The 24,405-nt window shown below is 67.8% G+C and carries 16 protein-coding genes and 2 pseudogenes; 5 read left to right on the plus strand and 13 right to left on the minus strand.

Translation table 11 applies throughout. From position 1 onward, the window contains the following. Positions 1 to 3: 3 nt before the first annotated feature. The 4 genes from QMO14_RS10355 to QMO14_RS10370 form a co-directional block, all read right to left on the minus strand. On the minus strand, positions 4 to 291 hold the full coding sequence (locus QMO14_RS10355) for a DUF6587 family protein (protein ID WP_301506744.1): 288 nt from the start codon (positions 289 to 291) through the stop codon (positions 4 to 6). Between the two features lie 34 nt (positions 292 to 325). Continuing rightward, a complete protein-coding gene (locus QMO14_RS10360; RefSeq protein ID WP_301506746.1) occupies positions 326 to 2,221 on the minus strand; it encodes a ferrous iron transporter B in 1,896 nt (631 codons plus the stop codon). Beyond that, positions 2,214 to 2,516 (minus strand): FeoA family protein, encoded by a 303-nt coding sequence (locus QMO14_RS10365; RefSeq protein ID WP_093049585.1) that lies wholly within the window; start codon positions 2,514 to 2,516, stop codon positions 2,214 to 2,216. Before QMO14_RS10365 ends, QMO14_RS10360 begins: the two co-directional genes overlap by 8 nt. Positions 2,517 to 2,659: 143 nt before the next feature. Continuing rightward, positions 2,660 to 3,154 carry a metallophosphoesterase family protein gene (locus QMO14_RS10370; RefSeq protein WP_301506751.1) on the minus strand — a complete coding sequence of 165 codons (495 nt, stop codon included), beginning with the start codon at positions 3,152 to 3,154 and terminating at the stop codon, positions 2,660 to 2,662. An 82-nt stretch (positions 3,155 to 3,236) separates the two neighbouring features. Here QMO14_RS10370 and QMO14_RS10375 point away from each other — a divergent pair, with 82 nt between their 5' ends. Continuing rightward, a complete protein-coding gene (locus tag QMO14_RS10375) occupies positions 3,237 to 4,703 on the plus strand; it encodes a C13 family peptidase (RefSeq protein ID WP_301506753.1) in 1,467 nt (488 codons plus the stop codon). 42 nt (positions 4,704 to 4,745) lie between these two features. On the opposite strand, the gene QMO14_RS10380 is transcribed toward QMO14_RS10375, so the two are convergent. After that, the gene (locus QMO14_RS10380) at positions 4,746 to 7,613 is read right to left on the minus strand and encodes an aconitate hydratase (protein ID WP_301506754.1); all 2,868 of its coding nucleotides are present in this window, start codon (positions 7,611 to 7,613) and stop codon (positions 4,746 to 4,748) included. Positions 7,614 to 7,807: 194 nt separating this feature from the next. Next, positions 7,808 to 8,221 (minus strand): hypothetical protein, encoded by a 414-nt coding sequence (locus QMO14_RS10385; RefSeq protein ID WP_301506756.1) that lies wholly within the window; start codon positions 8,219 to 8,221, stop codon positions 7,808 to 7,810. A 137-nt stretch (positions 8,222 to 8,358) separates the two neighbouring features. Here QMO14_RS10385 and QMO14_RS10390 point away from each other — a divergent pair, with 137 nt between their 5' ends. After that, positions 8,359 to 9,213, plus strand: coding sequence for a helix-turn-helix domain-containing protein (locus QMO14_RS10390; RefSeq protein WP_301506758.1), 855 nt, complete (start codon positions 8,359 to 8,361; stop codon positions 9,211 to 9,213). On the opposite strand, the gene QMO14_RS10395 is transcribed toward QMO14_RS10390, so the two are convergent. From QMO14_RS10395 to QMO14_RS33360, 5 genes are all read right to left on the minus strand, one after another. Then, positions 9,110 to 11,377, minus strand: coding sequence for an acyl-CoA dehydrogenase (locus QMO14_RS10395; RefSeq protein WP_301506760.1), 2,268 nt, complete (start codon positions 11,375 to 11,377; stop codon positions 9,110 to 9,112). The two genes, QMO14_RS10390 and QMO14_RS10395, sit on opposite strands and share 104 nt — an antisense overlap. A 142-nt stretch (positions 11,378 to 11,519) precedes the next feature. After that, positions 11,520 to 12,131, minus strand: a complete 612-nt coding sequence (locus tag QMO14_RS10400) for a hypothetical protein (protein ID WP_301506762.1) — start codon at positions 12,129 to 12,131, stop codon at positions 11,520 to 11,522. Between the two features lie 8 nt (positions 12,132 to 12,139). Then, entirely contained in the window at positions 12,140 to 13,264 is a 1,125-nt protein-coding gene (locus QMO14_RS10405; protein ID WP_301506764.1) for a DUF2827 domain-containing protein, read from the minus strand. Next, on the minus strand, positions 13,261 to 14,439 hold the full coding sequence (locus QMO14_RS10410; RefSeq protein WP_301506766.1) for a DUF2827 domain-containing protein: 1,179 nt from the start codon (positions 14,437 to 14,439) through the stop codon (positions 13,261 to 13,263). Before QMO14_RS10410 ends, QMO14_RS10405 begins: the two co-directional genes overlap by 4 nt. 91 nt (positions 14,440 to 14,530) lie before the next feature. Continuing rightward, a complete protein-coding gene (locus QMO14_RS33360; RefSeq protein WP_367618154.1) occupies positions 14,531 to 15,523 on the minus strand; it encodes a YadA-like family protein in 993 nt (330 codons plus the stop codon). 284 nt (positions 15,524 to 15,807) lie between these two features. On the opposite strand from QMO14_RS33360, the gene QMO14_RS33365 reads away from it, so the two are divergent. Then, positions 15,808 to 18,075, plus strand: coding sequence for a hypothetical protein (locus QMO14_RS33365; RefSeq protein ID WP_367618155.1), 2,268 nt, complete (start codon positions 15,808 to 15,810; stop codon positions 18,073 to 18,075). A 68-nt stretch (positions 18,076 to 18,143) separates the two neighbouring features. Here the strand turns inward: QMO14_RS33365 and QMO14_RS33370 are convergent. Continuing rightward, a pseudogene (locus QMO14_RS33370) lies at positions 18,144 to 21,434 on the minus strand (hemagglutinin); the annotation flags it as partial. A gap of 291 nt (positions 21,435 to 21,725) precedes the next feature. Next, positions 21,726 to 21,812 (minus strand): annotated as a pseudogene (locus QMO14_RS33375) (ESPR domain-containing protein); the annotation flags it as partial. Positions 21,813 to 22,303: 491 nt separating this feature from the next. Between QMO14_RS33375 and QMO14_RS10420 the strand changes: the two are divergent. Both QMO14_RS10420 and QMO14_RS10425 read left to right on the plus strand, forming a co-directional pair. Next, positions 22,304 to 23,440 carry a DUF2827 domain-containing protein gene (locus QMO14_RS10420; protein ID WP_301506767.1) on the plus strand — a complete coding sequence of 379 codons (1,137 nt, stop codon included), beginning with the start codon at positions 22,304 to 22,306 and terminating at the stop codon, positions 23,438 to 23,440. 40 nt (positions 23,441 to 23,480) lie between these two features. Further along, on the plus strand, positions 23,481 to 24,341 hold the full coding sequence (locus tag QMO14_RS10425; protein WP_301506769.1) for a hypothetical protein: 861 nt from the start codon (positions 23,481 to 23,483) through the stop codon (positions 24,339 to 24,341). The last annotated feature ends 64 nt before the right edge of the window (positions 24,342 to 24,405 follow it).

Raw genomic sequence — 24,405 nt, forward strand, 5'->3', positions numbered from 1 at the left:
GTCTCAGCGGCCGTGCATGGACGGGCTGCTGGCGACCTGTTCGGCTTCCGGTTGTTTGAGGGGTGCCTTGGGAGCGCAGCTGCCGCAGCTGTCGCACGAGCCGCAGCCCGAGGTCTTGGCCAGCGAGGCCGCCAGCTCCTTGGCGCGTTCTTCGTCGACCAGGCCCGCGCGGTGCGTGCCGGCCGCGAGCTTCTGCGCGGCGCCACGGCGCCACCCTGCGGGCATCCAGCGCCAGACCGCGTAGAACGCGGCGGCCGCGACGATCAATCCGACGATCAGTTGCTGTGCCATTTCTTCTTCAAACCTTTCAGCGTCAGCGGCGGTTTTAACCCGCCCCGAGTGCCACTGCAACGTGGTAGGTGATGAAACAGGCCATGTAGGCCAGCGCGAAGAGGTAGCCCGCCATGATCCAGACGTACTTCCACGAGCCCGTCTCGCGCTTGACCGCGGCGAGCGTCGAGATGCACTGCGGCGCGAACACGTACCACACCAGCAGCGACAGCGCGGTGGCCAGCGTCCAGCTGCCGGCGATGAGCGGCTCCAGCGCGCCCGCAACGTCGYCGCCCGTGGCCGACAGCGCATACACCGTGCCCAGCGCGCCCACGGCCACCTCGCGCGCCGCCATGCCCGGCACCAGCGCGATCGAGATCTGCCAGTTGAAGCCGATGGGCGCGAAGATGTGCTCCAGCCCGCGGCCGATCATGCCGGCCAGGCTGTACTGGATGGCCGGGCCGGTCGCGCCTTCGGGCGGCGACGGGAAGGTCGAGAGGAACCACAGCAGGATCGTCAGCGTCAGGATGATCGTGCCCACGCGCTGGAGGAAGATCCATGCTCGTTCATAGAGTCCAACAACCAGGTTTCGAGGGTTCGGCCAGCGGTAGGCCGGCAGCTCCATCAGCAGCGGCGAGTGCAGCGTGCTGTCGCGGAAGCGCTTCATGACCCAGGCCACGGCCATGGCCGAGACGATGCCGAACACGTACAGCGCGAACAGCACCACGCCCTGCAGGTTGAAGATGCCGCCCACGGTGCGCGCCGGAATGAAGGCCGCGATGAGCAGCGCATACACCGGCAGCCGCGCCGAGCAGGTCATGAGCGGCGCGATCATGATGGTCGTGATGCGGTCGCGCCAGTTGCTGATGGTGCGCGTGGCCATCACGCCCGGAATGGCGCAGGCGAAGCTCGACAGCAGCGGAATGAACGAGCGGCCCGACAGCCCCACGGTGCCCATCACGCGGTCGAGCAGGAAGGCCGCGCGCGGCAGGTAGCCCGAGTCTTCGAGCGCGAGGATGAAGAGGAAAAGAATCAGGATCTGCGGCAGGAACACGATCACGCCGCCCACGCCCGCGATCACGCCGTCGACCAGCAGGCTCTGCAGCATGCCCTCGGGCATGTAGGTCTTGAGCAGGTTGCCCAGCCCCTCGGTGCCGGCCTTGATGGCGTCCATCGGCACGTTGGCCCAGCTGAACACCGCCTGGAACATCAGGAACATGGTGACGGCCAGCACCAGCATGCCCCACACAGGGTGCAGCACCACGCGGTCGATGCGGTCGCTGGTGGCGAGGCTGCCGACCGGCTCCTTCACCGCGAGGCCGAGGATGCGGCGCACCTCGCGCTGGGTGGCCAGCACGTCGTCGAGATCCGGCGCCTGCCAGAGCTGCGGCGCGGCTGCGGACACGGGCATGTCGAGCGCCTCGAGCAGGCTCTGCGCGCCGCCGGTGTGCACGCCGACCGTCTCGATGACGGGCACGCCCAGTTCGCGCGACAGCACAGCCGCGTCGACCGCGATGCCTTGCTTCTTCGCCATGTCGGCCATGTTCAGGGCCACCACCATGGGCAGGCCGAGGCGCTTGGCCTCGAGCACCAGCCGCAGGTTCAGGCGCAGGTTGGTGGCGTCGGTGACGCACACCAGCAGGTCGGGAAGGGCTTCCTTGCTCTGGCCGGTGACGATGTCGCGGGTGACGGCCTCGTCGGCGCTCAGCGCATTCAGGCTGTAGGCGCCCGGCAGGTCGAGCACGAAGACCCGGCGGCCCGAGGGCGTGCGCAGCGTGCCTTCCTTGCGCTCGACGGTCACGCCCGCGTAGTTGGCCACCTTCTGGCGGCTGCCGGTGAGCAGGTTGAACAGCGCGGTCTTGCCGCAGTTGGGGTTGCCCAACAGCGCGATGCGCCCCGGCTGGGCAGTGGGTGCGAGGCGGCCCGGGCCCTGGATGACGGCTTCAACCATGGTTGGCGGCTCCCGGCGTGACGTGGATCAGCGCGGCCTCGTGGCGGCGCAGCGCGAAGGTGGTGTGGCCCAGGCGCACCGCCAGCGGCTCGCGGCCCGGAATGCCGCTGGCGACGATGCGCACCGCCTCGCCCGGCACGAAGCCGATTTCGGTCAGGCGCAGGACGAGTTCCCGGTCGTCGGCGTTGTCGGGGCGCGCCACGTCGAGCACGGTGGCCCACTGGTTGTTCGGAAGCTGGTCGAGGCGCAGGGCGACGGCGGTGGTCGGCGCTGCGCCGAAATCGTTGGTTCGCACGGTGAGAGGACGCCCGGAATATCGGGCGCGCCGGTAAGCAAAACCTAGATGCTATCAATTCTCACTCACAAATACCTGACCAACCCCTCGAAATCGGGCTCTATCGGCCCAGAAACACCAAGAAACCGGCTCAAGGCCGGGTCTCAGGCGCCTCCCCCGGTGGAGGGAAGAGCACCCTGCGGGTCGATCGAGACGACGCGCGCAGTTACCGACGCACCGTCGATAACGAGTTCGGCGACGGAAATCGGCAGCTTGAACCGTCGCGGGCCCGCGCTACCCGGATTGATATAGAGGACTCCACCGCGCTCTTCGACTTTCGGCTTGTGCGAATGGCCCGAGACGACCACGCGCACGCCGGCCGCGGGTGGGTCGATGTCGAGCTGCGCAAGATCGTGAATGGCATAGAGGTGCACGCCGCCGAACTTCACAAGCTCGGTTTCCGCTATGGCATCTGCCCACGGCTCGCGGTCGTTGTTGCCGCGCACGGCCGTCAACGGCGCGATGGCAGCGAGCGCTTCGAGGATGCCCGCATTGCCGATGTCGCCGCCATGCACGATGAAGTCGCTGCCCTGCAGGAAGGCGATGGCCTCGGGCCGCATGAGCCCGTGCGTGTCGGAGATCAGGCCGATGCGGAACATGGGCAGAAGAAGAAAGTTATTCAGGCAAACCCGGGGCGACAGCCGGCAGGAAGCACGCCCCCCCAAGGGCATGATCGACGGCATGCCCGAAGACATCATCGCACCGCAGCAGCCTCCCGAGAACACCGAAGAAACATCCGCTTCGCCTCTGCCCACGCAGGACACCCCGCCGCGCGCGAGCCTGTTGCAGTGGCTGGTCGGCGGCCTGCGCGCCTCGTTCCTGCTGGAGCCGCGCGTCGATGCACAACCCACGCCCTGGCAGTTGCTGCTGCTCGCGCTGCTGCCCGAACTCGTTTGGACTGGCTTGGCGCGCCTCGAAATCGCCGGCCCCGCCCAGCTCTACGAAACCGTCGGCCTCAATACGCTCTGGGTGCTCGGCGTGCTCGCGTGGCTGGGCTGGTTCGCGCTGTCCGGGCGGGCCCGCGGCGGCGGACTGGCGCGCTGGTTCGTGCTGGCCACCTGGGCGATGTTCCCGGCCAACCTGGCGCTCGGCATGCTGGCGCTGGGCTACACGCGCGGCTGGCTGCCGTCGGCGATCGCCACCTCGCCCGGCTACTGGGTCGTCTTCGGCCTGGGATGCGCGTGGATGGTGCTGGCGCTGGTTCGGCTCACCGCGCGCGAAGCCGGCGCGCGCTGGCGGCTTGCGATCTGCGCGCCCGCGTTCGTCGCCCTGCTGACGCTGACCTTCTGGCAATCGCTCAACACGCAGGACCGCATGTGGCAGCCCGATGCCACCAGCGCATCCACCGAGCCCGAGCGTCCGCGCATGCAGTTGACGCAGGAACTATTCGAGGCGCAGCAGGCGCTGTGGGAGCAAACGGTCGAGGCACTGCCCGCCGGCAAGCCGGGGCAGACCAACGTCTTCGGGCTGGTGTTCGCGCCCTATGCCGCCGAAGACGTGTTCCTGCGCGAAAGCAACATGGTCACCCAGGTGCTGGAGGAGCGCTTCGACGCCAAGGGCCGCGTGATCCACCTGCTGAACAACCCGGCCACCGCCGAGACGCTGCCCTGGGCCACACCGCTCAACCTGCGCCGCGCCATCGCCGCGCTGGCCGCGCGCATGGACCGCGAGAACGACGTGCTGGTGGTCTACCTCACCTCGCACGGCGCGCGCGACCACCGGCTGGCCGCCGCGCACTGGCCGCTCACCGTGCCCTGGCTCACGCCGGAAGAGCTGCGCGAGGAGCTCGACGGCGCCGGCATCCGCCATCGCGTGGTGGCGGTTTCGGCCTGCTACTCGGGCGGCTGGATCGAACCGCTGGCCAGCGAGGACACGCTGGTGATGACGGCCGCCGACGCCACGCACACCTCGTACGGATGCGGCCGCCTGTCGGAGCTGACCTTCTTCGGCCGCGCGATGTTCGACGAGGCACTGCGCAAGACGCGCTCCTTCGAAACCGCCTTCGCCGCGGCAGTGCCGGTGATCAGGCAGCGCGAGATCGACGGCGGCAAGGACGACGGCTTCTCGAACCCGCAGATCAGCATGGGCGAGAAGATCCGCCCCGTGCTCGAGCGCCTTGCACAGCGGCTCGACGCCGCCGGCAAGTAGGCCCGGAGGCCCGCTGCAGCTATCGGCCGCTGACGCTCAACCTCAACCGGCCAGCAGCTGCCGCAGCACGAAGGGCAGGATGCCGCCGTGCTTGTAGTAGTCGACCTCGATCGGCGTGTCGATGCGCAGGCGCACCGTCACCTCCTGGTGCGAGCCGTCGGCGCGGTGCACCACCAGCTTCACGTCCATCTGCGGCTTCAGTTCGCTGCCGATCACCACGTCGATCCGCTCGTCGCCGGTGAGGCCCAGCGTCTGCCATGAATCGGCGCCGCGGAACTGCAGCGGCAGCACGCCCATGCCGACCAGGTTGGCGCGGTGGATGCGCTCGAAGCTGCGCGCCACCACGGCCTTGATGCCCAGCAGCTGCGTGCCCTTGGCGGCCCAGTCGCGCGACGAGCCGGTGCCGTATTCCTCGCCGCCGAACACCACCGTCGGCACGCCTTGCTCCATGTACTTCATGGCGGCGTCGTAGATGAACATCTTCTGGTTGCCGGGCTGGAACAGCGTGACGCCGCCCTCTTCCTGCGTGCCGTTGGCGTCCGGCGGAATCATGAGGTTCTTGATGCGCACGTTGGCGAAGGTGCCGCGCATCATCACGTCGTGGTTGCCGCGGCGCGAGCCATAACTGTTGAAGTCGGCCTTGGACACGCCGTTGGCTTTCAGCCAGATGCCCGCGGGCGAGCTTTCCTTGATGGAGCCGGCCGGCGAGATGTGGTCGGTGGTGATCGAGTCGCCGAACAGCGCCATGATGCGCGCGCCCTTGAAGCCCGCGTCCGACGCATGCGGCTTCATCTTGAAGCCCTCGAAGAACGGCGGCTCGGCAATGTAGGTGGACTTGGGCCAGTCATAGACCTGGCCGTTGGTGCCCTTGATGCTCGTCCAGAACTTGCCCGGATCGGTCTTGACCTTGTCGTAGTTCGCGCGGAACGACTTGGCGTTCATGGCGTAGCGCAGGTTGTCGTCGATTTCCTTCGGCGTGGGCCAGATGTCGCCCAGGTACACGTCCTTGCCGCCCTTGCCCTTGCCCACGGGCTGGGTCATCAGGTCGGTCATCACGTTGCCGGCGATGGCGAAGGCCACAACCAGCGGCGGCGAGGCCAGGAAGTTGGCCTTCAGGTTCGGATGGATGCGCGCCTCGAAGTTGCGGTTGCCCGAGAGCACGGCCGCGCCGATCAGGTCGTTCCTGGTGATGGCCTCGTTGATCTCCGGCGTGAGATCGCCGGCGTTGCCGATGCAAGTGGTGCAGCCGTAGCCCGCCAGGTAGAAACCCAGCTTCTCCAGGTACGGCAGCAGGCCGGCCTTCTCCAGGTATTCGGTGACGATGCGCGAGCCCGGGGCCAGCGAGGTCTTGATATGCGGCTTGACCGAGAGGCCGGCTTCCACCGCCTTCTTGGCCAGCAGGCCTGCCGCCAGCATCACGCTCGGGTTGGACGTGTTGGTGCACGAGGTGATGGCGGCGATCAGCACGTCGCCGTTGCCGATGGTGACTTCGCCCCTGGGCGCCGAAGGCGCGGTGGCGCTCACGTGCGCGGCCGCCTTGGTCGAGCGGTTGGCCACCATCTCGACCACGTCGAGCGGCGCACCCGCGGGCGGCGGGGCGGCTTCATCGTCGCCGGTCTTGCCGGCCGCGACCAGCGGATAGCGCAGCTTGAGCTTGTCGGCCGGCTGGTTGAAGCCGTTGGCATCGTTGGGCTTGCTGTACAGCTCCGAGAACTTGGTGGACAGGTGGCCCAGGTCGATGCGGTCCTGAGGACGCTTCGGGCCGGCCAGGCTGGGCGACACGGTGCCCAGGTCCAGGCGCACCACCTTGGTGTAGTCGATGTCGCCGGGGGCGGGCATGCCGAACAAGCCCTGCGCCTTGTAGTAGGCCTCGAAGCGCTCGACCTCTTCCTTGGTGCGGCCGGTGCCCTCGAAGTACGCCACCGTCATCTCGTCGACCGGGAAGAAGCCCATGGTCGCGCCGTACTCGGGCGCCATGTTGCCGATGGTCGCGCGGTCGGGCACCGCGATGGAAGCGGCGCCAGGGCCGAAGAACTCGACGAACTTGCCCACCACCTTCTCGGCGCGCAGGATGGACGTGACGTACAGCACCAGGTCGGTCGCGGTGACGCCTTCGCGCAGCTGGCCGGTGAGTTCGAAGCCCACCACGTCGGGCGTGAGCATGTAGACCGGCTGGCCCAGCATGGCCGCCTCGGCCTCGATGCCGCCGACACCCCAGCCGACCACGCCGATGCCGTTGATCATGGTGGTGTGGCTGTCGGTGCCCACCAGCGAGTCGGGATAGTAGGTGGGCTTGTCGCCCTTGTCGTTCGGGCTCTTGTAGACGCCGCGCGCGAAGTATTCGAGGTTGACCTGGTGCACGATGCCGAAGCCCGGCGGCACCACGCGGAAGGTGTCGAAGGCCTGCATGCCCCACTTCATGAACTGGTAGCGCTCGTTGTTGCGCTGGAACTCCAGCTTCATGTTCAGGTCGAGCGCCTTGGGCGTGCCGTAGTAGTCGACCATCACCGAGTGGTCGACCACCAGGTCGACTGGCACCAGCGGCTCGATGGTCTTGGGCGACTTGCCCAGCTTGGCGGCCACGCTGCGCATGGCGGCCAGGTCGGCCAGCAGCGGCACGCCGGTGAAGTCCTGCAGCACCACGCGGGTGACGACGAAAGGAATCTCGTCGACGCGCTCGGCATTGGGCGCCCAGTGGGCCAGCTCTTCGACGTGCTTGGCCGTGACCTTCTGCCCGTCGCAGTTGCGCAGCACCGATTCGAGCACGATGCGGATGGAAACGGGGAGACGATCGACGGAGGGATACTGCTTGGCCAGCTCCTTCAGGGACCAGTACTTGCCGGACTTGCCCGACGGGGTCTTGAAGGTCTTGAGGGTGGACGCAAAGGCATGCGCCGGGGCTTTGGCCATAGAGAGACTCCTGTTTGTTCGTGGAAGCCTCTCAAGGATAGCGGGGATCAATGTCAACAAGCGTAGTCGGGAAACTTGACTCGCCCCCAGGCTTCGCGCACTTTGTGTCGCTTCGCCCACCCCCTGTCCGGGGGCAACACCTGAGGACCGGCAGAGCCGGATCCTCGGTGTTTCTCGAACAAGGCTCCGGGGGTTCAGGCCAGGGCCATGTTCGCGCCGCCACGGCTGCGGCGCAGTCCGGTCCACTGCAGCTCGGCCAGCACGGTCACGCACACGGCCTGCGCCAGCACCCAGGCCACCCCCACGGCGGTGACCGGGAAGACGCCGCTCACCAGCAGCGCGACGCAGGCCACGGCCCAGCCGAAGTTGCCGACCACCACCAGCCCGATCAGCGTGCGGGGCGGCGTGCTGCGGCTGGCCATGAAGGCCGCCATGGCCGCGTAAGCCAAAAGGAACACACCGGTACCCATGAGCAGCGGCGCCGGCAGCCCGGTCAGCCCGGCCAGCGCGCCGGTGAAGGCCACTTGCAGCGCGCCGGTGGCGGCGCAGGAGGCTGCGTCGGCCCACATCACGTTGGGCAGGAAGCGGGGGGATGCGAAGACGGACATGGAATCTCTCCTTGGTGGTTGACTACGCCGCAAGCCGGTCCTGCCGCGTTGGGGTCGATGATTCCGGCCCGGCTGCACCGGGTCGATGACCTGGGAGGTCATGGCGCCGCGCCACCGCCGCGCCAGAATGCAGGCCCATGAACACCTCCCGCTCCCACTCGACCAAGGCCAGCCAGCCCGGCGCGCGCGATCCGTTCGGCGCGCACCTGCGGCACTGGCGCACCCACCGCCGCCTGAGCCAGCTCGACCTAGCGCAGGAGGCCGAGGTCTCGACCCGCCACCTGAGCTACGTCGAAACCGGCCGCGCCGCGCCCAGCCGCGAAATGGTGCTGCGCCTGGCCGAGCGGCTGGAAGTGCCGCTGCGCGAGCGCAATGCGCTGCTGGTGGCCGCCGGCTTCGCGCCGATGTACAGGCAGCGCTCGCTCGACGACCCCGCGATGGCCGCCGCGCGCCGCGCCGTCGACCTGGTACTGAAAGGCCACGAGCCCTTTCCGGCGCTGGCAGTGGACCGCCACTGGAACCTGGTCGCGCACAACGCGCTGGTTCCGCTGCTGATGGAAGGCGCCTCGCCCGAGTTGCTGAAGCCGCCGATCAACGTGCTGCGCCTGAGCCTGCACCCCGAGGGCGTGGCGCCGCGCATCGCCAACCTCTCGCAATGGCGCGTGCATCTGCTGGAACGCCTGCAGCAGCAGATCGCCGCGACGGGCGACGCGGTGCTGCAGTCGTTGCACGACGAACTCGAAGCCTATCCCGCGCCCGCGGTGAGCCACGACGCGCCCGTCATCGACACCGCGCTGTCTGCGGTGGCCGTGCCCTTCCAGGTGGTGATGCCCAGCGGCGTGCTGAGCTTCCTCAGCACCATCACGATCTTCGGCACGCCGGTGGACGTCACGCTGCAGGAACTCGCGGTGGAGTCGTTCTTTCCGGCGGACGAGCAGACGGCGGCTGCGCTGACGGCGCTGGCGGCGCAGCAACAGCAGCAGGCGGGCTGAAGTCCGCCCTGCCCTGCGCATCGCGCGGCGGGCCTTCGAAATCGTCCACCTGGATGACCTTGTCCGCCGCCTTCAGATAGGCCAGCGCCAACTCGGGGTCGAGCGCCGAGCGGGCAGCCACTTCGAGCGAATTCGTGCGGCGCAGCACCTTGTTGAGCGCGGCCGTGCCGTCTCCGAGCGTCGCGCCCAATTCCATCGCATGCATCAGGTCGAGCAGGCCGCCCGCGGCGGGCTCGCTCAGGTCGGGGGCCAGCCGCTCGACGATGCGCCGGTCCTTGCGCAACAGCTCGGCCAGTTCGAGCAGTTGCACGTCGCGCAAGGGCGCCAGGTGCGCGGTGCGGCGCAGCACCATTGCGCCGATCACGCGCCGCCCCGGCGCCGGCAGGTTCGCGTAGAGGTCGCGCAGGATACTGCCCGCCTCGTCGATCTGCAGCCGGATCGCCGCCTTCGCGAAGGGCTGCATCTCTGGTGCCCGCTCCACGCCGTAGCGCCACACGCAGGCGCTGGCCAGATAGAGATGCGCGAGCASGTCGYCCAGGSGCGCCGAGAGCAGCTCCATGCGCTTGAGCTTGCCGCCGAGCATGCCCATCGCGAGGTCGGCCGTGAGCGCGTACTTGGCGCTCATGCGCGCGATGAGCCGGGCCTCGTGCATCAGGTCGTCCGGCGGCGAGCCGAGCACCGGCGCGCCGAACAGGCTGCGCCACAGGTTCACCGCCACGTGCCTGCCGTGCGCCATCAGCGCCTTGCCGAGCGCGGTCTCGTCCTTCGCCTGCACGGCCGCCATCTCGTCGAGCACATGCGGATGGCATCGCACCGCGCCCTGCCCGAACACGATCAGCGCGCGGGTGAGGATGTTCGCGCCCTCCACCGTGATCGCGATGGGTGCCTGCCGGTAAGCCACGCCCAGCAGGTTCGAGGGGCCCGAGATGATGCCCTTGCCGCCGAGGATGTCCATGCCGTGGTTCACCGCGCGCCGGCCCGCTTCCGTCAGCTGCACCTTGAGGATCGCGCTCGCCACGCTGGGTCGCTCGCCCTTGTCGAGCGCGGCGGCCGTGAAGCGGCGTGCCGCGTCGCTCGCATACAGCTCGGCAGACATCTGCGCGACCAGCCCCGCGACCGCGTGAAACTTGCCCACCGGCATGCCGAACTGCTCGCGGATCTGGCCGTAGCCGTTGGCCACGTACAGCGCGGTCTGCTGCATCGCCGAGCCCAGCGCCGGCAGCGATATCGCACGGCCCGCAGCCAGGCATTCCATCAGCATGCGCCAGCCCTGTCCGACCTGCTGCTCGCCGCCGATGATCCAGTCCATCGGCACGAACACCTGCCGGCCGTGGATCGGGCCGTTCATGAAGGCGCTGTCCATCGGCCGGTGGCGGCGGCCGATGTCCATGCCCGCCTGCGGCACGGGAATGAGCGCGCAGGTAATGCCCATCTCGCGCTCGCCTTCGGGCCGGCTTTCGTCGACGGCATGGAAGGCCAGCCCGACCACGGTGGCGACCGGCGCGAGCGTGATGTAGCGCTTGTCGAAATCGACGAGGAAGCCACGCCGCATGCGCCCGCCGATCTCGCGTTCGACCAGCACGCCGCGGTCGGGGATCGACGCGGCATCGGAGCCCGCATACGGCGAGGTCAGCCCGAAGCACGGCAGCTCGCGGCCATCGGCCAGGCGCGGCAGGTAATGGGCCTTCTGCACGTTGGTGCCGTAGCGCAGCAGCAGCTCGGCCGGGCCCAGCGAGTTGGGCACCATCACCGTGACAGCCGTGGCCACGTTGACTGTGGCGATGCGCGCCACCACCGTGGCGTGCGCGTGGTGACCAAAGCCGAGGCCGCCGAACTCCTCGGGAATGATCATTCCGAAGAAGCGCTTCTCGCGCAGGTAGCTCCAGACGTCGGGCGGAAGGTCGCGAGCCTGGTCGATGGCGTGGTCGTCGAGCATTCGGCACAGCTCGCGCACCTCGTTGTCGAGAAAGGCCTGCTCGTGCTCGGCGAGCCGGTTCGGGCCCATGGCTGCGAGCGCGTCGAAGTCCGGCCGGCCCGCGAAGAGTTGCCCCTCGAAGCCGACGGTGCCGGCCTCCAGCGCTGCGCGCTCGGTGTCGCCCAGCGGCGGCAGCGCCTTCGAGAAGGGCTGCATGGCCCATCGGCCGATCATTGAAGCCAGTGGCATGGTGCGTGTCCTTCCTTCGGATCTGCACCATTCTTCGGGCTCGCAGCCGGCCTCGGGGGCCGGCCGAGGGCGTCCCTTCTTGTCGGAGACGGACGCCTGTTGGCTCGCGCCTGCGTACTGCCGGCTTACTCGTACTGCCGGCTTACTTCTTCTTCGCGGGCTGGGCCGTACCGGCGGGCGCCGCGGCGGGAGCGGCCGCCGGGTCGCGCCAGCCGTATTCCACGTAGCGCCGGATGATCAGGCAGCCCGGCGGCGAATCGATCAGCGAGACGGACGAGGTCGGCTCCTTCTCGTCGGTGTAGACCGCGTAGTTGGGCAGCAGCCGGGTCATCTTGTAGGTGCCCAGTTCCTGCTGGCCGACGCTCGCGCAGGTGAAGGGCGCCACCGAGATCCGCTCGGCCGACACGGTGCAGGCGCCGCTGTCGTCGGGAATGGCGGTGATCGACGCCGCCACGCCCGCGTTCGGAAACTCCATGCCGATCAGCGAGAACATCGGGCCGGCGTCGGGGCGCTTGCGGTCCCAGTCGAGCAGCACGTCGTGGCTGCGGCTGCCCTGCACGGTGAGCGTGGAAAGCCGCGTGATCGCCGGCAGGCAGCGCTTGACGCCCACGCTGGCGGCGGCGCGCGTGAGCGTGTCCTGCGGTGCGGCGGGCGGCGCCTGGGGCACCAGCACGCCCTGGGCGAGCGCGCTGCCGGCGAAGGCCCAGGCAAGGGCGGCCAGCGGCAGACGGGGGAATCGGTGGGTCGGCTTCATCCCGGTCCTCATGCGTAAAGGTTTTCGATGGCGGCGGTGTAGATGCGCACGTTCTCCTCGCCCTCGGGGTCGAGGGTGGCGATGAAGCGGCGCGCGCGCTCGCGGTAGGCCGGCAGGTCGGCGTCGTGCTCGGCGAAGGCGCGCCGCAGGGCGAGACCGCCCTCCTCGCAGTCGAAGCCGTGATAGCGGTAGCCGCAGTCGCCGATGAGGTGCGAGTTGTGGATCAGCGGATAACCGCCGTACAGCGCCTCGTAATAGAGATAGTTCTGCGCGTTCTCCCAGTGGTGCGCGAACACCGCGTCGATCTTGCCGGGCATCACCTGGAACATCGGAAAACGCCCCTCGAAGGTGGCCAGGCCGTGCTGCACGATGTCCAGGCTCTGCGCGAAGCCGATGAACAGCGGCTTGTCCTTCAGGTGGAAGCTGTTGTAGACCCACATCTTCTCGACGAGCCTGGGCTGCGCGCGGTGCGCGGCCTCGCAGCCGAGCATGGGGATGAAGCTGGTCTTCACCATGCAGATGTTGGGCTCGAAGATGGCCACGCGCCAGCGGCTGCGCCCGGGCTCGTAGGCAAAAGGAGCACTCTGCGGCGCACGGGCCATGGCGCGCTCCAGCACCATCGGGCTCCACAGGTGCGGCATGAGCCGCACCGGCGCGCGGAAGGTGCTCTCGAAATACGGCTTGCACGACACCTCGTACTCGGGAATCGTCCAGACCTCGTCGTAGGGCGCGCCCGAGATCAGCAGGCCGTGCGGCTTGTCGAAGATCATGCGCTCGATGTCGATCACGTAGTCGTTGCCCACGCGCATCGAGACGATCTTGCCGCCGCGCTCGCGGAACGCCACCGACCACGGCACGGCGAGCTGGGCGCTCATCTCGAACATGACGTCGAGCTGCTGCCCCGCCGCGGCCATGTCGATGATGGGCACCGGCGAATCGGCGAGGAAGTTGGTGGCGTCCGCCGGACCGCCGTCGCCGCCGCCGGCCACGAGCACCGCGCTTTCCACGCGCGGCGAGCGCAGCAGCAGCATGATGAGGAACAGGCAGTTCTGGTAGACGCCGTTCTCCCACAGGCTCTGCTCGCCCTTGCGGATGAAGATGGAGACGCCGACCTTCAGCTTCGCCGGCATCATGCGGCGGCCCTCGCGGCCCTCGCGGCCCTCGCGGCACTCACGGTGTCTGCGCGGAAGCCGGCATTGCCGCCCACGAGGTGCAGCAGGCGCTGCGCGTAGCCCTCGACGTTCGCGGGGTCGAGCGGGTCGACCGACTGGAACACGCGCTGCGCGCGGTCGCGGTAGTCGTCCAGCCGCAGGTCGTGGGAGCGCACTGCCTCGCGCAGTTGGGCCGCGCCGGCGGCGATGTCGAAGTCGGGGTAGTAGTAGCCCGCGTCGCGCAGCCAGGGCGAGTTGTGCACCAGCGGATAGTTGCCATAGAGCGCGTCGAGATAGCCGTAGTTCTGGTCGTTCTGCCACTGGTGCGAGACCACCGCGTCGGCGAACTGCACCATGAAGCCCGCGAAGTCGTTGCGGCCGTGGAAGGTCGCCTTGTGCTGGCGCACGATGTCCAGCGAATTCGCCAGGTACAGCATGGTCGGGTGGTCCTTCAGGTGCAGGGTGTTGAGCACCTGCATCGAGGTCACCGTCGAAGGGTCGGCGCGGTAGGCGCCGTCGCAGATCAGCATCGGCACGCTGCAGGTCTTCACCACCGAGATGTTGGGCTCGAAGATCGCCACGCGGAAGCCCGGCTGTTCGGCGGTGCGCCGCTTGTATCCGAAGGGATAGCCCGCCGCTTCGACCTCGGCGACGCGCTGGGCCAGGAACTGCGGCGACCAGAGGTACGGCACCTCATGCACCGGGCAGCGGTGGATGGTGCGCATCATGGGCGCGAACGCCTCGTCCTTGGGCAGCAGCCACACCTCGTCGCAGCGGTCGGGCCTGCTGAAGTGGCCCTTGTCGGTGAAGACGATGGGCTCGGCCAGCGCCGCGAAGGGCTGGCCCACGCAATGGAAGACCACGCGGCCGCCGCATGCGCGGAAGTAGGAGAGCCATTGCACGTCGAGCGCGCCGGCCATCTCGATGACCACGTCCAGCGCGTCGGTGAGTTCGCGGGCCCGGCCGAAGCCCAGGCCCATGGCGGCCATGTCGACCTGGGGCGGCATGGCCTGCTGGTCGCCCGCATCGATGAGGGTCACGGATTCGACGAAGTCGATGCGTTGCAGCAGCCGGGCCAGGAACAGGACGTTCTGCCCCATTCCGTTCTCCCAGATGTTCTGCCCCGCATGGGTAAGGACTGAAATACCTATGCGCATGAGGCGGAGTGTGTACCAGAAAGAACGGCTCCCACGCCGTGAAGCGAGGGAGCCGCCCGTTCGAGGGCCGGTCCGGCGGCCTTTCAGTGCCTTATTTCCACTTCCAGCCGATGCCGGCGTTGATGCCCCACTCCTTGCCCGTGGTCGTCAGGCCCGCGCCCCAGGACATCTTGCCGTCGTCCGACAGCGCCTTGAAGGTCAGCGCCACCGCGCTGTAGCCCTTGTAGCTGCCCAGGCCCACGCCCACCGTCTTCTCGCCCGGATACAGCGTCGGCAGGTAGGTGCCCGACATCGCGAACGCCATGGCCGTGCCCGAGTAGGCGATGCGCGCCACGTCGCCGAGCTGGCCCTGCACCTGGTTGAGCTGCTGCACGTTGACCGCGTCGCCCGGCAGGATGCCCGGCGCCACGTTGCTGATGCGCGTGCCGCCCGGCGCCTGGCCGTTGCCCAGCGTGATCTGGTTGTAGTTGACCGAGCCGTCCGGGTTGGTCGCGTACTGCACGCTGCTGGCCTTCGATGCCGCCGAGGCCGCCTTCAGCTGCGCCACGTTGGTCGCGTCGCTGTCGGCCGTGCCCGCCGCCACGCCGGTGATCTGGCGGAACTGGCCGTTGGCCGCATCGCCCACCGACACCGCTGCCTGCGTGCTGGTGGTCGCCTTGATCGCGGCCTCCTGTTGCGCCGTCGCGCCGCCCGGCACATAGCCGGCCGCGCCCGCCGCGGTGGAAGCCACCGAGCCGGAGCCCAGTGCCACGCCGCCGCTTTGCTGAACGATCGCGCCGAAGCCGATGGCCGTGCCCTTCGAGATGTTCTGCGCCTGGCTCAGCGGCGTGCCGCCGGCATCCGCGTTGTCGCCCAGGGCCACGCCGCCGCCGCCCGCGCGGGCATTGGCGCCGATGGCCTGCGAGCCCGTGGCCAGGGCGCCCGTGCCGATGGCGATCGCGTTGGCACCCGTGGCCTGCGCGCCGAAGCCCACCGCCACCGCGCCGTCGGCCGTCGCCTTCGCACCGTTGCCGGCGGCGAAGGAGTTGGCGCCGCTGGCCACCGACTGCGGCCCGATCGCCACGGCTTCCTGGCCGCTGGCCACCGAGTCGCCTGCCGTCGAGTTGGCGTGGAAGTACTTGGTGCCGGTGTTGTAGATGTTGTTGACCGAGGTGCTCAGGCTGTTGAGGTTGACGTTCGTCGTGCTCAGGCCCGTCGACAGGCTGCCGATGCCGCTGAACGCCGTGCTCAGGCCCGTCGAAGTCGAGGTCGAGAGGCTGTTGATGCTGCTCGTCGCCGTGCTCAGGCCGCTCGACGTGGAGGTCGACAGGCTGCTGATGCTGCTGGTGGCGGTGCTCAGGCCCGTGGAGGTCGAGGTCGACAGGCTCGATGCTGCTCGTGGCAGTGCTCAGGCCGGTCGAGGTCGACGTGGACAGGCTCGCAAGACCGCTGCCGGCCGAGGACAGGCTGGTGGACAGGCTGTCGACGGTGCTGTTGGTCGTGCTCAGGCCGGTCGACAGGCTGTTGATGCCGCTCGTGGCGGTGCTCAGGCCCGTCGAAGTCGAGGTGGACAGGCTGTCGATGCTGCTGGTCGCAGTGCTCAAGCCGGTCGAGGTCGAGGTCGACAGACTGTTGATGCTGCTCGTAGCGGTGCTCAGACCGGTCGACGTCGAGGTCGACAGGCTGTCGATGCTGCTCGTGGCGGTGCTCAGACCGGTCGACGTCGACGTGGACAGGCTGTTGATGCTGCTCGTCGCAGTACTCAGACCCGTCGAAGTCGAGCTCGACAGACTGCTGACGGTGCTGTTCGTCGTGCTCAGGCCCGTCGACAGGCTGTTGATGCCGCTCGTGGCGGTGCTCAGGCCCGTTGAGGTCGACGTGGACAGGCTGTCGATGCTGCTCGTGGCGGTGCTCAGGCCGGTCGAAGTCGAAGTCGAGAGGCTGTTGATGCTGCTGGTAGCAGTGCTCAGACCGGTCGACGTGGAAGTCGACAGGCTGCTGACTGTGCTGTTGGTCGTGCTCAGGCCGGTCGACAGGCTGTTGATGCCGCTCGTCGCAGTGCTCAAACCCGTCGAGGTCGAAGTCGACAGGCTGTCGATGCTGCTCGTGGCGGTGCTCAGGCCGGTCGAAGTCGAAGTCGACAGGCTGTTGATGCTGCTGGTAGCGGTGCTCAGACCGGTCGAAGTCGAAGTCGACAGGCTGTTGATGCTGCTGGTAGCGGTGCTCAGACCGGTCGAAGTCGAAGTCGACAGGCTGTTGATGCTGCTGGTAGCGGTGCTCAGACCGGTCGAAGTCGAAGTCGACAGGCTGCCGACAGTGCTGTTGGTCGTGCTCAGGCCGGTCGACAGGCTGTTGATGCCGCTCGTGGCGGTGCTCAGGCCCGTTGAGGTCGACGTGGACAGGCTGTCGATGCTGCTGGTCGCAGTGCTCAAGCCGGTCGAGGTGGAGGTCGACAGGCTGTTGATGCTGCTCGTGGCGGTGCTCAGGCCCGTCGACGTGGAAGTCGAGAGGCTGTTGATGCTGCTCGTGGCAGTGCTCAGGCCAGTCGAAGTCGAGGTCGAGAGGCTGTTGATGCTGCTCGTGGCGGTGCTCAGGCCCGTCGACGTGGAAGTCGAGAGGCTGTTGATGCTGCTCGTGGCAGTGCTCAGGCCCGTCGAAGTCGAGGTCGAGAGGCTGTTGATGCTGCTCGTGGCAGTGCTCAGGCCCGTCGACGTGGAAGTCGAGAGGCTGTCGATGCTGCTTGTGGCGGTGCTCAAGCCCGTCGAAGTCGACGTGGACAGACTGTTGATGCTGCTCGTAGCCGTACTCAAACCGGTCGACGTGGAAGTCGACAGGCTGCTGATGCCAGTCGAGGCCGACGTGGACAGGCTATTGATGCTGCTCGTGGCCGTGCTCAAGCCCGTGGAGGTCGAGGTCGACAGACTGCTGATGCTGCTCGTGGCCGTGCTCAGGCCAGTCGACGTGGAGGTCGACAGGCTGTTGATACTGCTCGTCGCGGTGCTCAGGCCCGTGGAAGTCGACGTCGACAGGCTGCTGATGCCCGTCGAAGTCGACGTGGACAGGCTGCTGATGCTGCTGGTAGCCGTGCTCAAGCCAGTCGAAGTCGAGGTCGACAGGCTGTTGATGCTGCTGGTCGCGGTGCTCAGGCCCGTCGAAGTCGAGGTCGACAGGCTGCCGATGCTGCTGGTGGCCGTGCTCAAACCCGTCGAGGTGGACGTGGACAGGCTGTCGATGCGGCTGTTTGCCGTGCTCAGGCCGGTCGACGTGGAGGTCGACAAGCTGCTGATGCCGGTCGAAGTCGAAGTGGACAGGCTGCCGATGCTGCTGGTTGCGGTGCTCAGACCGGTCGAGGTCGACGTCGACAGACTGTTGATACTGCTCGTCGCAGTGCTCAGGCCGGTCGAGGTCGAGGTCGACAAGCTGTCGATGCTGCTCGTTGCGGTGCTCAGGCCCGTCGAGGTGGAGGTCGACAGGCTGCCGATGCTGCTCGTCGCAGTGCTCAAGCCGCTCGAGAGCGAAGCCGTGACGGTCTTCACCTGGGAGACGTTGACGGCGTCCGTGTCCGCGCTGCCCGGAGCCACGCCGGTGATCACGCGATTGCCGACGTTCAGTTCACCCGACGCGTTCTGCTTGCTGGTCAGGCCGAAGGCGTCGTAGTTCGTCATCTCCGCGGCGGTGCGGCTGGCCGTGGAGTTAGCACCCAACGCCACGCTGTTGTCGCCGTTGGCGACGGCGTTCTGGCCGATGGCCACGCTGTTGGCGCCGATGGCCTGGCTGTCCGCGCCGGTGCTGTTGGCGTGGAAGTACTTCGTGCCGGTGTTGTAGATCGAACTGACCGACGAGCTCAGGGTGCTCAGGTTGCTGTTGGTCGTGCTCAGGCCGGTCGACAGGCTGCCGATGCCGCTGGTCGCCGTACTCAGGCCCGTGGAGGTCGAGGTCGAGAGGCTGCTGATGCCGGTCGAGGCCGACGTGGACAGGCTGCCGATGCTGCTCGTTGCAGTGCTCAGACCCGTGGAGGTCGAAGTCGACAGGCTGCTGATACCGGTCGAAGCCGAGGTCGACAGGCTCGCAACAGAGCTGTTCGTGGTGCTCAGGCCGGTCGAGGTCGAGGTCGAGAGGCTGCTGATACCGGTCGAGGCCGAGGTCGACAGGCTCGCAACGGAGCTGCTCGTGGTGCTCAGGCCCGTCGACGTCGAAGTCGACAGGCTGCTGATGCCGGTCGAAGCCGATGTGGACAGGCTGCCGATGCTGCTGGTTGCCGTGCTCAGACCGGTGGAGGTCGAGGTCGACAGGCTTGCAACCGAGCTGTTCGTCGTGCTCAGGCCCGTCGACGTCGAAGTCGACAGGCTGCTGATGCCGGTCGAGGCCGACGTGGACAGGCTGCCGATGCTGCTGGTTGCCGTGCTCAGACCGGTGGAGGTCGAGGTCGACAGGCTTGCAACCGAGCTGTTCGTGGTGCTCAGCGCAGTCGAGAGGCTGCCGATGCTGCTCGCCGAGGTGCTCAGGCCGGTCGACAGGCTGCTGACGGTGCTGTTGGTCGTGCTCAGGCCAGTCGACAGGCTGTTGATGCTGCTGGTGGCGGTGCTCAGGCCAGTCGAGGCGGAAGTCGACAGGCTGCTGATGCCTGTGGAAGTCGACGTGGACAGGCTGCCGATGCTGCTTGATGCGGTGCTCAGACCGGTGGAGGTCGAGGTCGACAGGCTGCTGATGCTGCTGGTGGCGGTGCTCAGCCCCGTCGAGGTCGAGGTCGACAGGCTGTTGATCCGGCTCGTTGCGGTGCTGAGCCCGGTGGAAGTCGAGGTCGACAGGCTTGCAACGGAGCTGTTCGTGGTGCTCAGGCCGGTCGACGTCGAGGTCGAGAGGCTGGACAGGCTGCTGTTGGTCGTGCTCAGCCCGGTGGAAAGGCTCCCGATGCTGCTCGCGGTGGTGCTCATGCCGGTGCTCAGCTGGGCCACGGTCACGGCGTCCTGGGGGGCGGAGCCGTCGGCCACGTTCGTGACTCGACGCAGGGCGGAAGACGAGCCCACCGAGACTTCGGAAGCAGGCGCGGCGGTGCCGGTGAGGAAGCCCTTGCCGGCCGGCGCCGCCGTGCCGGTCACGCTGCCCGCGCCGATCGCGACGCTGTTGGCGTACGTCGCATTGGCCAGCGTGCCGATGGCCACCGTGTTCGACGCGGCGCCGGTCGCGTTGGCGCCCAGTGCGATCGCGGCATCGACCACCGTCGCGCCTGGCGGCTTGACCGTCGCGCCATTGCCGATCGCGATGCTGCGGGTCGTCCGGTCATCGGTCGTGGCGTTGCCGCCGATGGCGATGCCGGCGTTCTGGGCCGCGACGCCGATCTGGTCGGCGGATGCGCCGGTACCCAGCGCGATGCTCCCGCCCCAGCTGTTCGCGTTCGTGCCGATGGCGATCGTGTTGACATCCGTGGTGGAGCCGATCGCCGAGTTCTTGCCGATGGCGATGGAACCGTCGGCGGCCGCACGCGCGTTGGTGCCCAGCGCGAGCGAATCGGCACCGGTGGCGATGGAAGTGACGCCGACGGCCACGGCATTGGCGGCCACTGCGTTGGCGAGATTGCCGACGGCGACGCCGCCGGTGCCGTTGGCCACGGCGGTGCGGCCGACCGCCACGCTCCTGTCGCCCACCGCGTTGGCAGCCGCGCCCAGGGCCGTCGACGAAGCGCCGGTCGCCTGCGCGAAAGTACCCACGGCGGTGCCCGAGTTCTGATTGGCTTGCGCCGCGGCGCCGGCGGCCACGCTGTTCGTGCCGATGGCGTTCGCGCTGTTGCCCATGGCCAGCGAGAAATCGCCGGAGGCGCTGGAGCTTTCGCCGAAGGCCGTGCTCGAGGCGCCGGACGCCGTGCTCTTGAAGCCCACGGCGGTCGAGTTCAGGCCCTGCGCGCTCGCCGCCTGGCCATAGGCGGAGGAACTGAGGCCGTAGGCGTTGGAGCTGATGCCGACGGCGGTGCCGAAGGTGTTGGCGCGCGCACCCGTGCCGATGGCGACGGCATCGGAAGCGTAGGCATTCGCCGCGCTGCCGATCGCCACCGCACCGCCGGCGGTCGCGTTGGAAGCGTTGCCGAGCGCGACGGCCGCGTTGCCGGTCGCGTTGTTGAGGTTGCCGAGCGCGATGGCGCCGGTTCCGTTGGCCGTGTTGTCGGCGCCTACGGCGACCGCGCCGTTGCCGGTGGAGGTGTTCGGATCACCGATGGCCACCGCGCCGTTGCCAGTGGCCTTCTGGCCACGGCCGATCGCCACCGCGCCGCCGGCGGCGGTGCTGCTGTTCGCGGTGGTGCCGCCGGAACCGATCGCCACGTTCTGGCCCGTGGCGCCGCTGGTCACGCCATCGCCCTGGGCGATGCCGAAGGCGCCGTTGACCACCGCGCCGCGTCCGAGGGCGATGCCCGAGGTGGCTGCCGCCACCACCGACGACTGGCCGCCGATGGCGATGCCGTCGGTCGCCGCGGAATTGGCGACGCCGGTCGCGTTGCTGCCGATGGCGATGGAGCCGTTGTTCGACGCCGTGGTGCCGTTGCCGGCCGCGAGCGAGTTCTGGCCGGAGGCCTTGGCGCCCACGCCGAATGCGGTGGCGCCCTGCGCGGTTGCGCTGGTGCCGTTGTTGCCGATGGCCAGCGTGTTCGTGGCGGTGGCCGAGGTCTGGCCGCCGACCGCGGTCGAATCCTGTCCGGTGGCCTTCGCGCCCGTGCCGATCGCGGTCGCGTCGCCAAGGCCGGCGGCGGTGCCGCTCGCGTTGGCGCCCCAGCCGATCGCCAGGTTGCTGGCACCGACGCTGGCGGCATTGGCGTTCAGGCCGATGGCGATGCCGTTGACGCCCCGCGCGCTGGCCGCATTGCCCACCGCCACGCTGCTGGTACCGATCGCGTTGGCGGCGGAACCGAGGGCGGTGCTGTTGTCGCCGGCGCTGCGTGCATTGAAACCGGCGGCCAGGCTCGTGATGCCGGTGGCCTGAGCCTGGTGGCCCAGTGCGGTGGCGAGCTTGTTGGCCACTGCCGCCATGCCGATGGCCGTGGCGCCCGCGCCCTGGGCGGTGGTGAAGGAGCCGATGGTCGTCACGCCGAGGTAGTTGCCACCGTTCGAGGAGCAGCCGGCCACCGTCGACCACACGCCCGAGCCGTCGGCCGGGGCAACGGTGGCCCCGTACGCCGTCGTGCCGTCAGGACCGGTGCCGCCGCCGGTCACGCAGGTGCCCGACGGCCCGAGCACCGAGGCTCCCGCATGCGGACCGAACGCCATGGAGGCGATCGCCAGACCGATCGCCGCGACCGTGGTGGTCACGCTGGAACCGCTTCGCTTGCCGCGCGCCGAGGTGATCTCCGATGCCGCCACCCAGGCGCCCAGGCTTTCGTTCCATATGCTTCTGTAAGACTTGTTCATGTGAATATCGGCTCGCGGTGTGGACGGATTCGGATTGGCAGAAATGCGATGCTTCCTGCCTCAGGCTCCATCGCGGAGGCGCTCAATAAGGCACCTCGATTACAAGAATGGTGGAATGTACGGAGTTGTTTACATTTCCGGTGCACCGCAACAATCTTCAAAATCTCCTCTGATGATTTAGTTCACAAAAATTTCAAAAAGCGTCCTGACTTGCATGCCAGAAGTTAACGATGAGTGTTGAAACAGGGTTCCAATTGAGGCGCGGCAGCCCTCCAACTCCATCCATTTGCATCGAACACCTCCTATTTGATGGACTTTTCGAGCCGTTCTCCGTGATGTCACGCAGGCGTTCGCTTGTTGATTTCTTTGAACGCAAAGGTCTGCCGAGAATTTAAAATCGTGAAATTGATCACAACCAAATACCAAGTTTTGTGATCTTTTTCACGCAAATAAGTCTGCCTCCGGCAATTAACATTTAAGAAACAATTCAAATGTCCCTCGCCTCCAGGCTGCGCATCGGAATCACCATCGGCCTTCATCACGAGGCCGAAACGCTCTGGAACAACGGCATCAAGCAGAACGCCGTTTTCCTGGCGGAGGCGCTGAAGCACTGTCCGACCGTGGCGTCGGTGGTGCTTGTTAACACCACGGCCATCCCGATCACGCCGGCCCTGCCCTGGGACCAGGCGCGCTGGCCCACAGTGACCTTCGAGGCGGCCAAGGACAACGTCGACGTGCTGATCGAACTCGGGGGCCAGATCGACGCGGCGCAGACCGACTACCTGAAGCAGCGCGGCGCACGGCTGGTGTCGTACTGCTGCGGCTTCGAATACGTGCACGCCATGGAGGCGATGCTGTTCAACAAGCCGCTCTGGGGACAGAACCTGTTCGTCAACCAGCGCTACGACGACATCTGGATGGTTCCGCAGGTGGCCAACATCAGCCAGCCGTACTTCGAGGTGCTGCGCCGGGCCGATGCACGCCCGGTGCCTTTCGTCTGGAGCCCGGTGTTCCTGGACGAACGCACGCGCACGCTGCCCGATGCCGGCGTCTACCAGCCGAAGGCCGGCCCGCGCCGGCTCAGCGTGATGGAGCCGAACATCAACGTGGTGAAGTTCTGCCTCTACCCGGTGCTGATCGCCGAGCTGGCCTACCGGTCGCGGCCGGAGGCCATCGCCCTGCTGCAGGTCACCAACGCCGAGCGGCTGGCGAAGGAGAACATGGAGTTCATCACGCTGATGAACCAGCTCGACCTGGTGCGCCAGCACAAGGCCGTCTTCCTGGGCCGGCACGAGACGCCCGTGTTCCTCGCGCAGAGCACCGACATCGTGGTCTCGCACCAGTGGGAGAACCCGCTCAACTACTTCTACCTGGAGACCTGCTGGCAGGGCTACCCGCTGGTGCACAACGCACACCTGTGCGCGGACCTGGGCTACTACTACCAGGGCAACGACGTGGCCGGCGCCAGCGCCCGTGTGATCGAGGCCATCGACACGCACGACGCGCAGGCCGACGCGTACCGCGAACGCCAGCGCAGCCTGATCGGCCGCTACCTCCCCGGCAACGCCGCGGCCACGGAGGTCTACGACACCCTGCTGCTCGGCCTGATGCGGCGCGCAGCCCGATAAGCTCGGCAGTCACAGCCAACGACAAGCGAACGGAACCGACATGCTCGACCCATCCGAACTCCGGCAGTTCTTCCCCGTGATCATGACGCCGAGCCACGACGGCAAGGTCTTCCTGAACTACGTCAACTCGATGCTGAACTTCACCGTGCAGGCCGAACGCGCCGGCATGCGGCTGCAGGTGCTCACGCACCAGGGCGAGAGCCTGGTGACGCGCGCGCGGAACAACTGCGTGGCCCAGTTCCTGGCCAATCCGCAATGGACGCACCTGTTCTGGATCGACGCCGACATCGGCTTCTCGGCGCAGGCGGCCTTCCGCCTCCTGCTGTCGGGCTACGACGTCGCGGCGGGCGTCTATCCGCTGAAGCGGGAGAACTGGCCCGACGGCGGCGTGGCCGCGGGCACGACGCAGCAGCAGTTCGAATCCACCTTCACCCGCTACACGGTCAACGCCAAGGCCTCCGAGATCACCTCGCGGGTCGAGCTCGAAGTGCAGCCCGACGGCTTCATGAAGATGACCGAGGCGCCCACCGGTTTCATGGTGATCAAGCGCTCGGTGTTCGAGCGGCTCATGGCGGGCTACCCCGATCTCAGCTACGTGCCCGACAGCATCGGCGAGGCCGACCTGGGCCTGCACTACCGCTTCTTCGACGTGATGGTCGATCCGCAGACGCGGCGCTACCTGTCGGAGGACTACGGCTTCTGCCGCCTCTGGACGGGGCTGGGCGAATCGATCTACATCGATGCCAATTCCAACCTGTCGCACCAGGGCGCGAAGCTGTATCGCGGCGACTTCGCCAACTCGCTGCTCAACGCACTGCCCCATGCGGTCGGCGGCCCGGCCGGCGCAGCGATGGTGCTCAAGGGGCAGGAGCACCTGCAGCCCAATCAGCCGCCGCTCTGAGCAAAGCGCCCCGCCCAAACGCCAAAGCCCCGCCGAAGCGGGGCCTTATCCTGGAATCACCCGG

This window comes from Variovorax sp. CAN15, from assembly GCF_030462475.1.
Taxonomy (GTDB): Bacteria; Pseudomonadota; Gammaproteobacteria; order Burkholderiales; family Burkholderiaceae_C; genus Variovorax.

Coding starts and splice junctions, on each gene's coding strand:
- QMO14_RS10355 (WP_301506744.1), bottom strand. CDS start 291: ATGGCACAGCAACTGATCGTCGGATTGATCGTCGCGGCCGCCGCGTTC.
- QMO14_RS10370 (WP_301506751.1), bottom strand. CDS start 3,154: ATGTTCCGCATCGGCCTGATCTCCGACACGCACGGGCTCATGCGGCCC.
- QMO14_RS10375 (WP_301506753.1), top strand. CDS start 3,237: ATGCCCGAAGACATCATCGCACCGCAGCAGCCTCCCGAGAACACCGAA.
- QMO14_RS10380 (WP_301506754.1), bottom strand. CDS start 7,613: ATGGCCAAAGCCCCGGCGCATGCCTTTGCGTCCACCCTCAAGACCTTC.
- QMO14_RS10385 (WP_301506756.1), bottom strand. CDS start 8,221: ATGTCCGTCTTCGCATCCCCCCGCTTCCTGCCCAACGTGATGTGGGCC.
- QMO14_RS10390 (WP_301506758.1), top strand. CDS start 8,359: ATGAACACCTCCCGCTCCCACTCGACCAAGGCCAGCCAGCCCGGCGCG.
- QMO14_RS10400 (WP_301506762.1), bottom strand. CDS start 12,131: ATGAAGCCGACCCACCGATTCCCCCGTCTGCCGCTGGCCGCCCTTGCC.
- QMO14_RS10405 (WP_301506764.1), bottom strand. CDS start 13,264: ATGATGCCGGCGAAGCTGAAGGTCGGCGTCTCCATCTTCATCCGCAAG.
- QMO14_RS10410 (WP_301506766.1), bottom strand. CDS start 14,439: ATGCGCATAGGTATTTCAGTCCTTACCCATGCGGGGCAGAACATCTGG.
- QMO14_RS33365 (WP_367618155.1), top strand. CDS start 15,808: ATGCTGCTCGTGGCAGTGCTCAGGCCGGTCGAGGTCGACGTGGACAGG.
- QMO14_RS10420 (WP_301506767.1), top strand. CDS start 22,304: ATGTCCCTCGCCTCCAGGCTGCGCATCGGAATCACCATCGGCCTTCAT.
- QMO14_RS10425 (WP_301506769.1), top strand. CDS start 23,481: ATGCTCGACCCATCCGAACTCCGGCAGTTCTTCCCCGTGATCATGACG.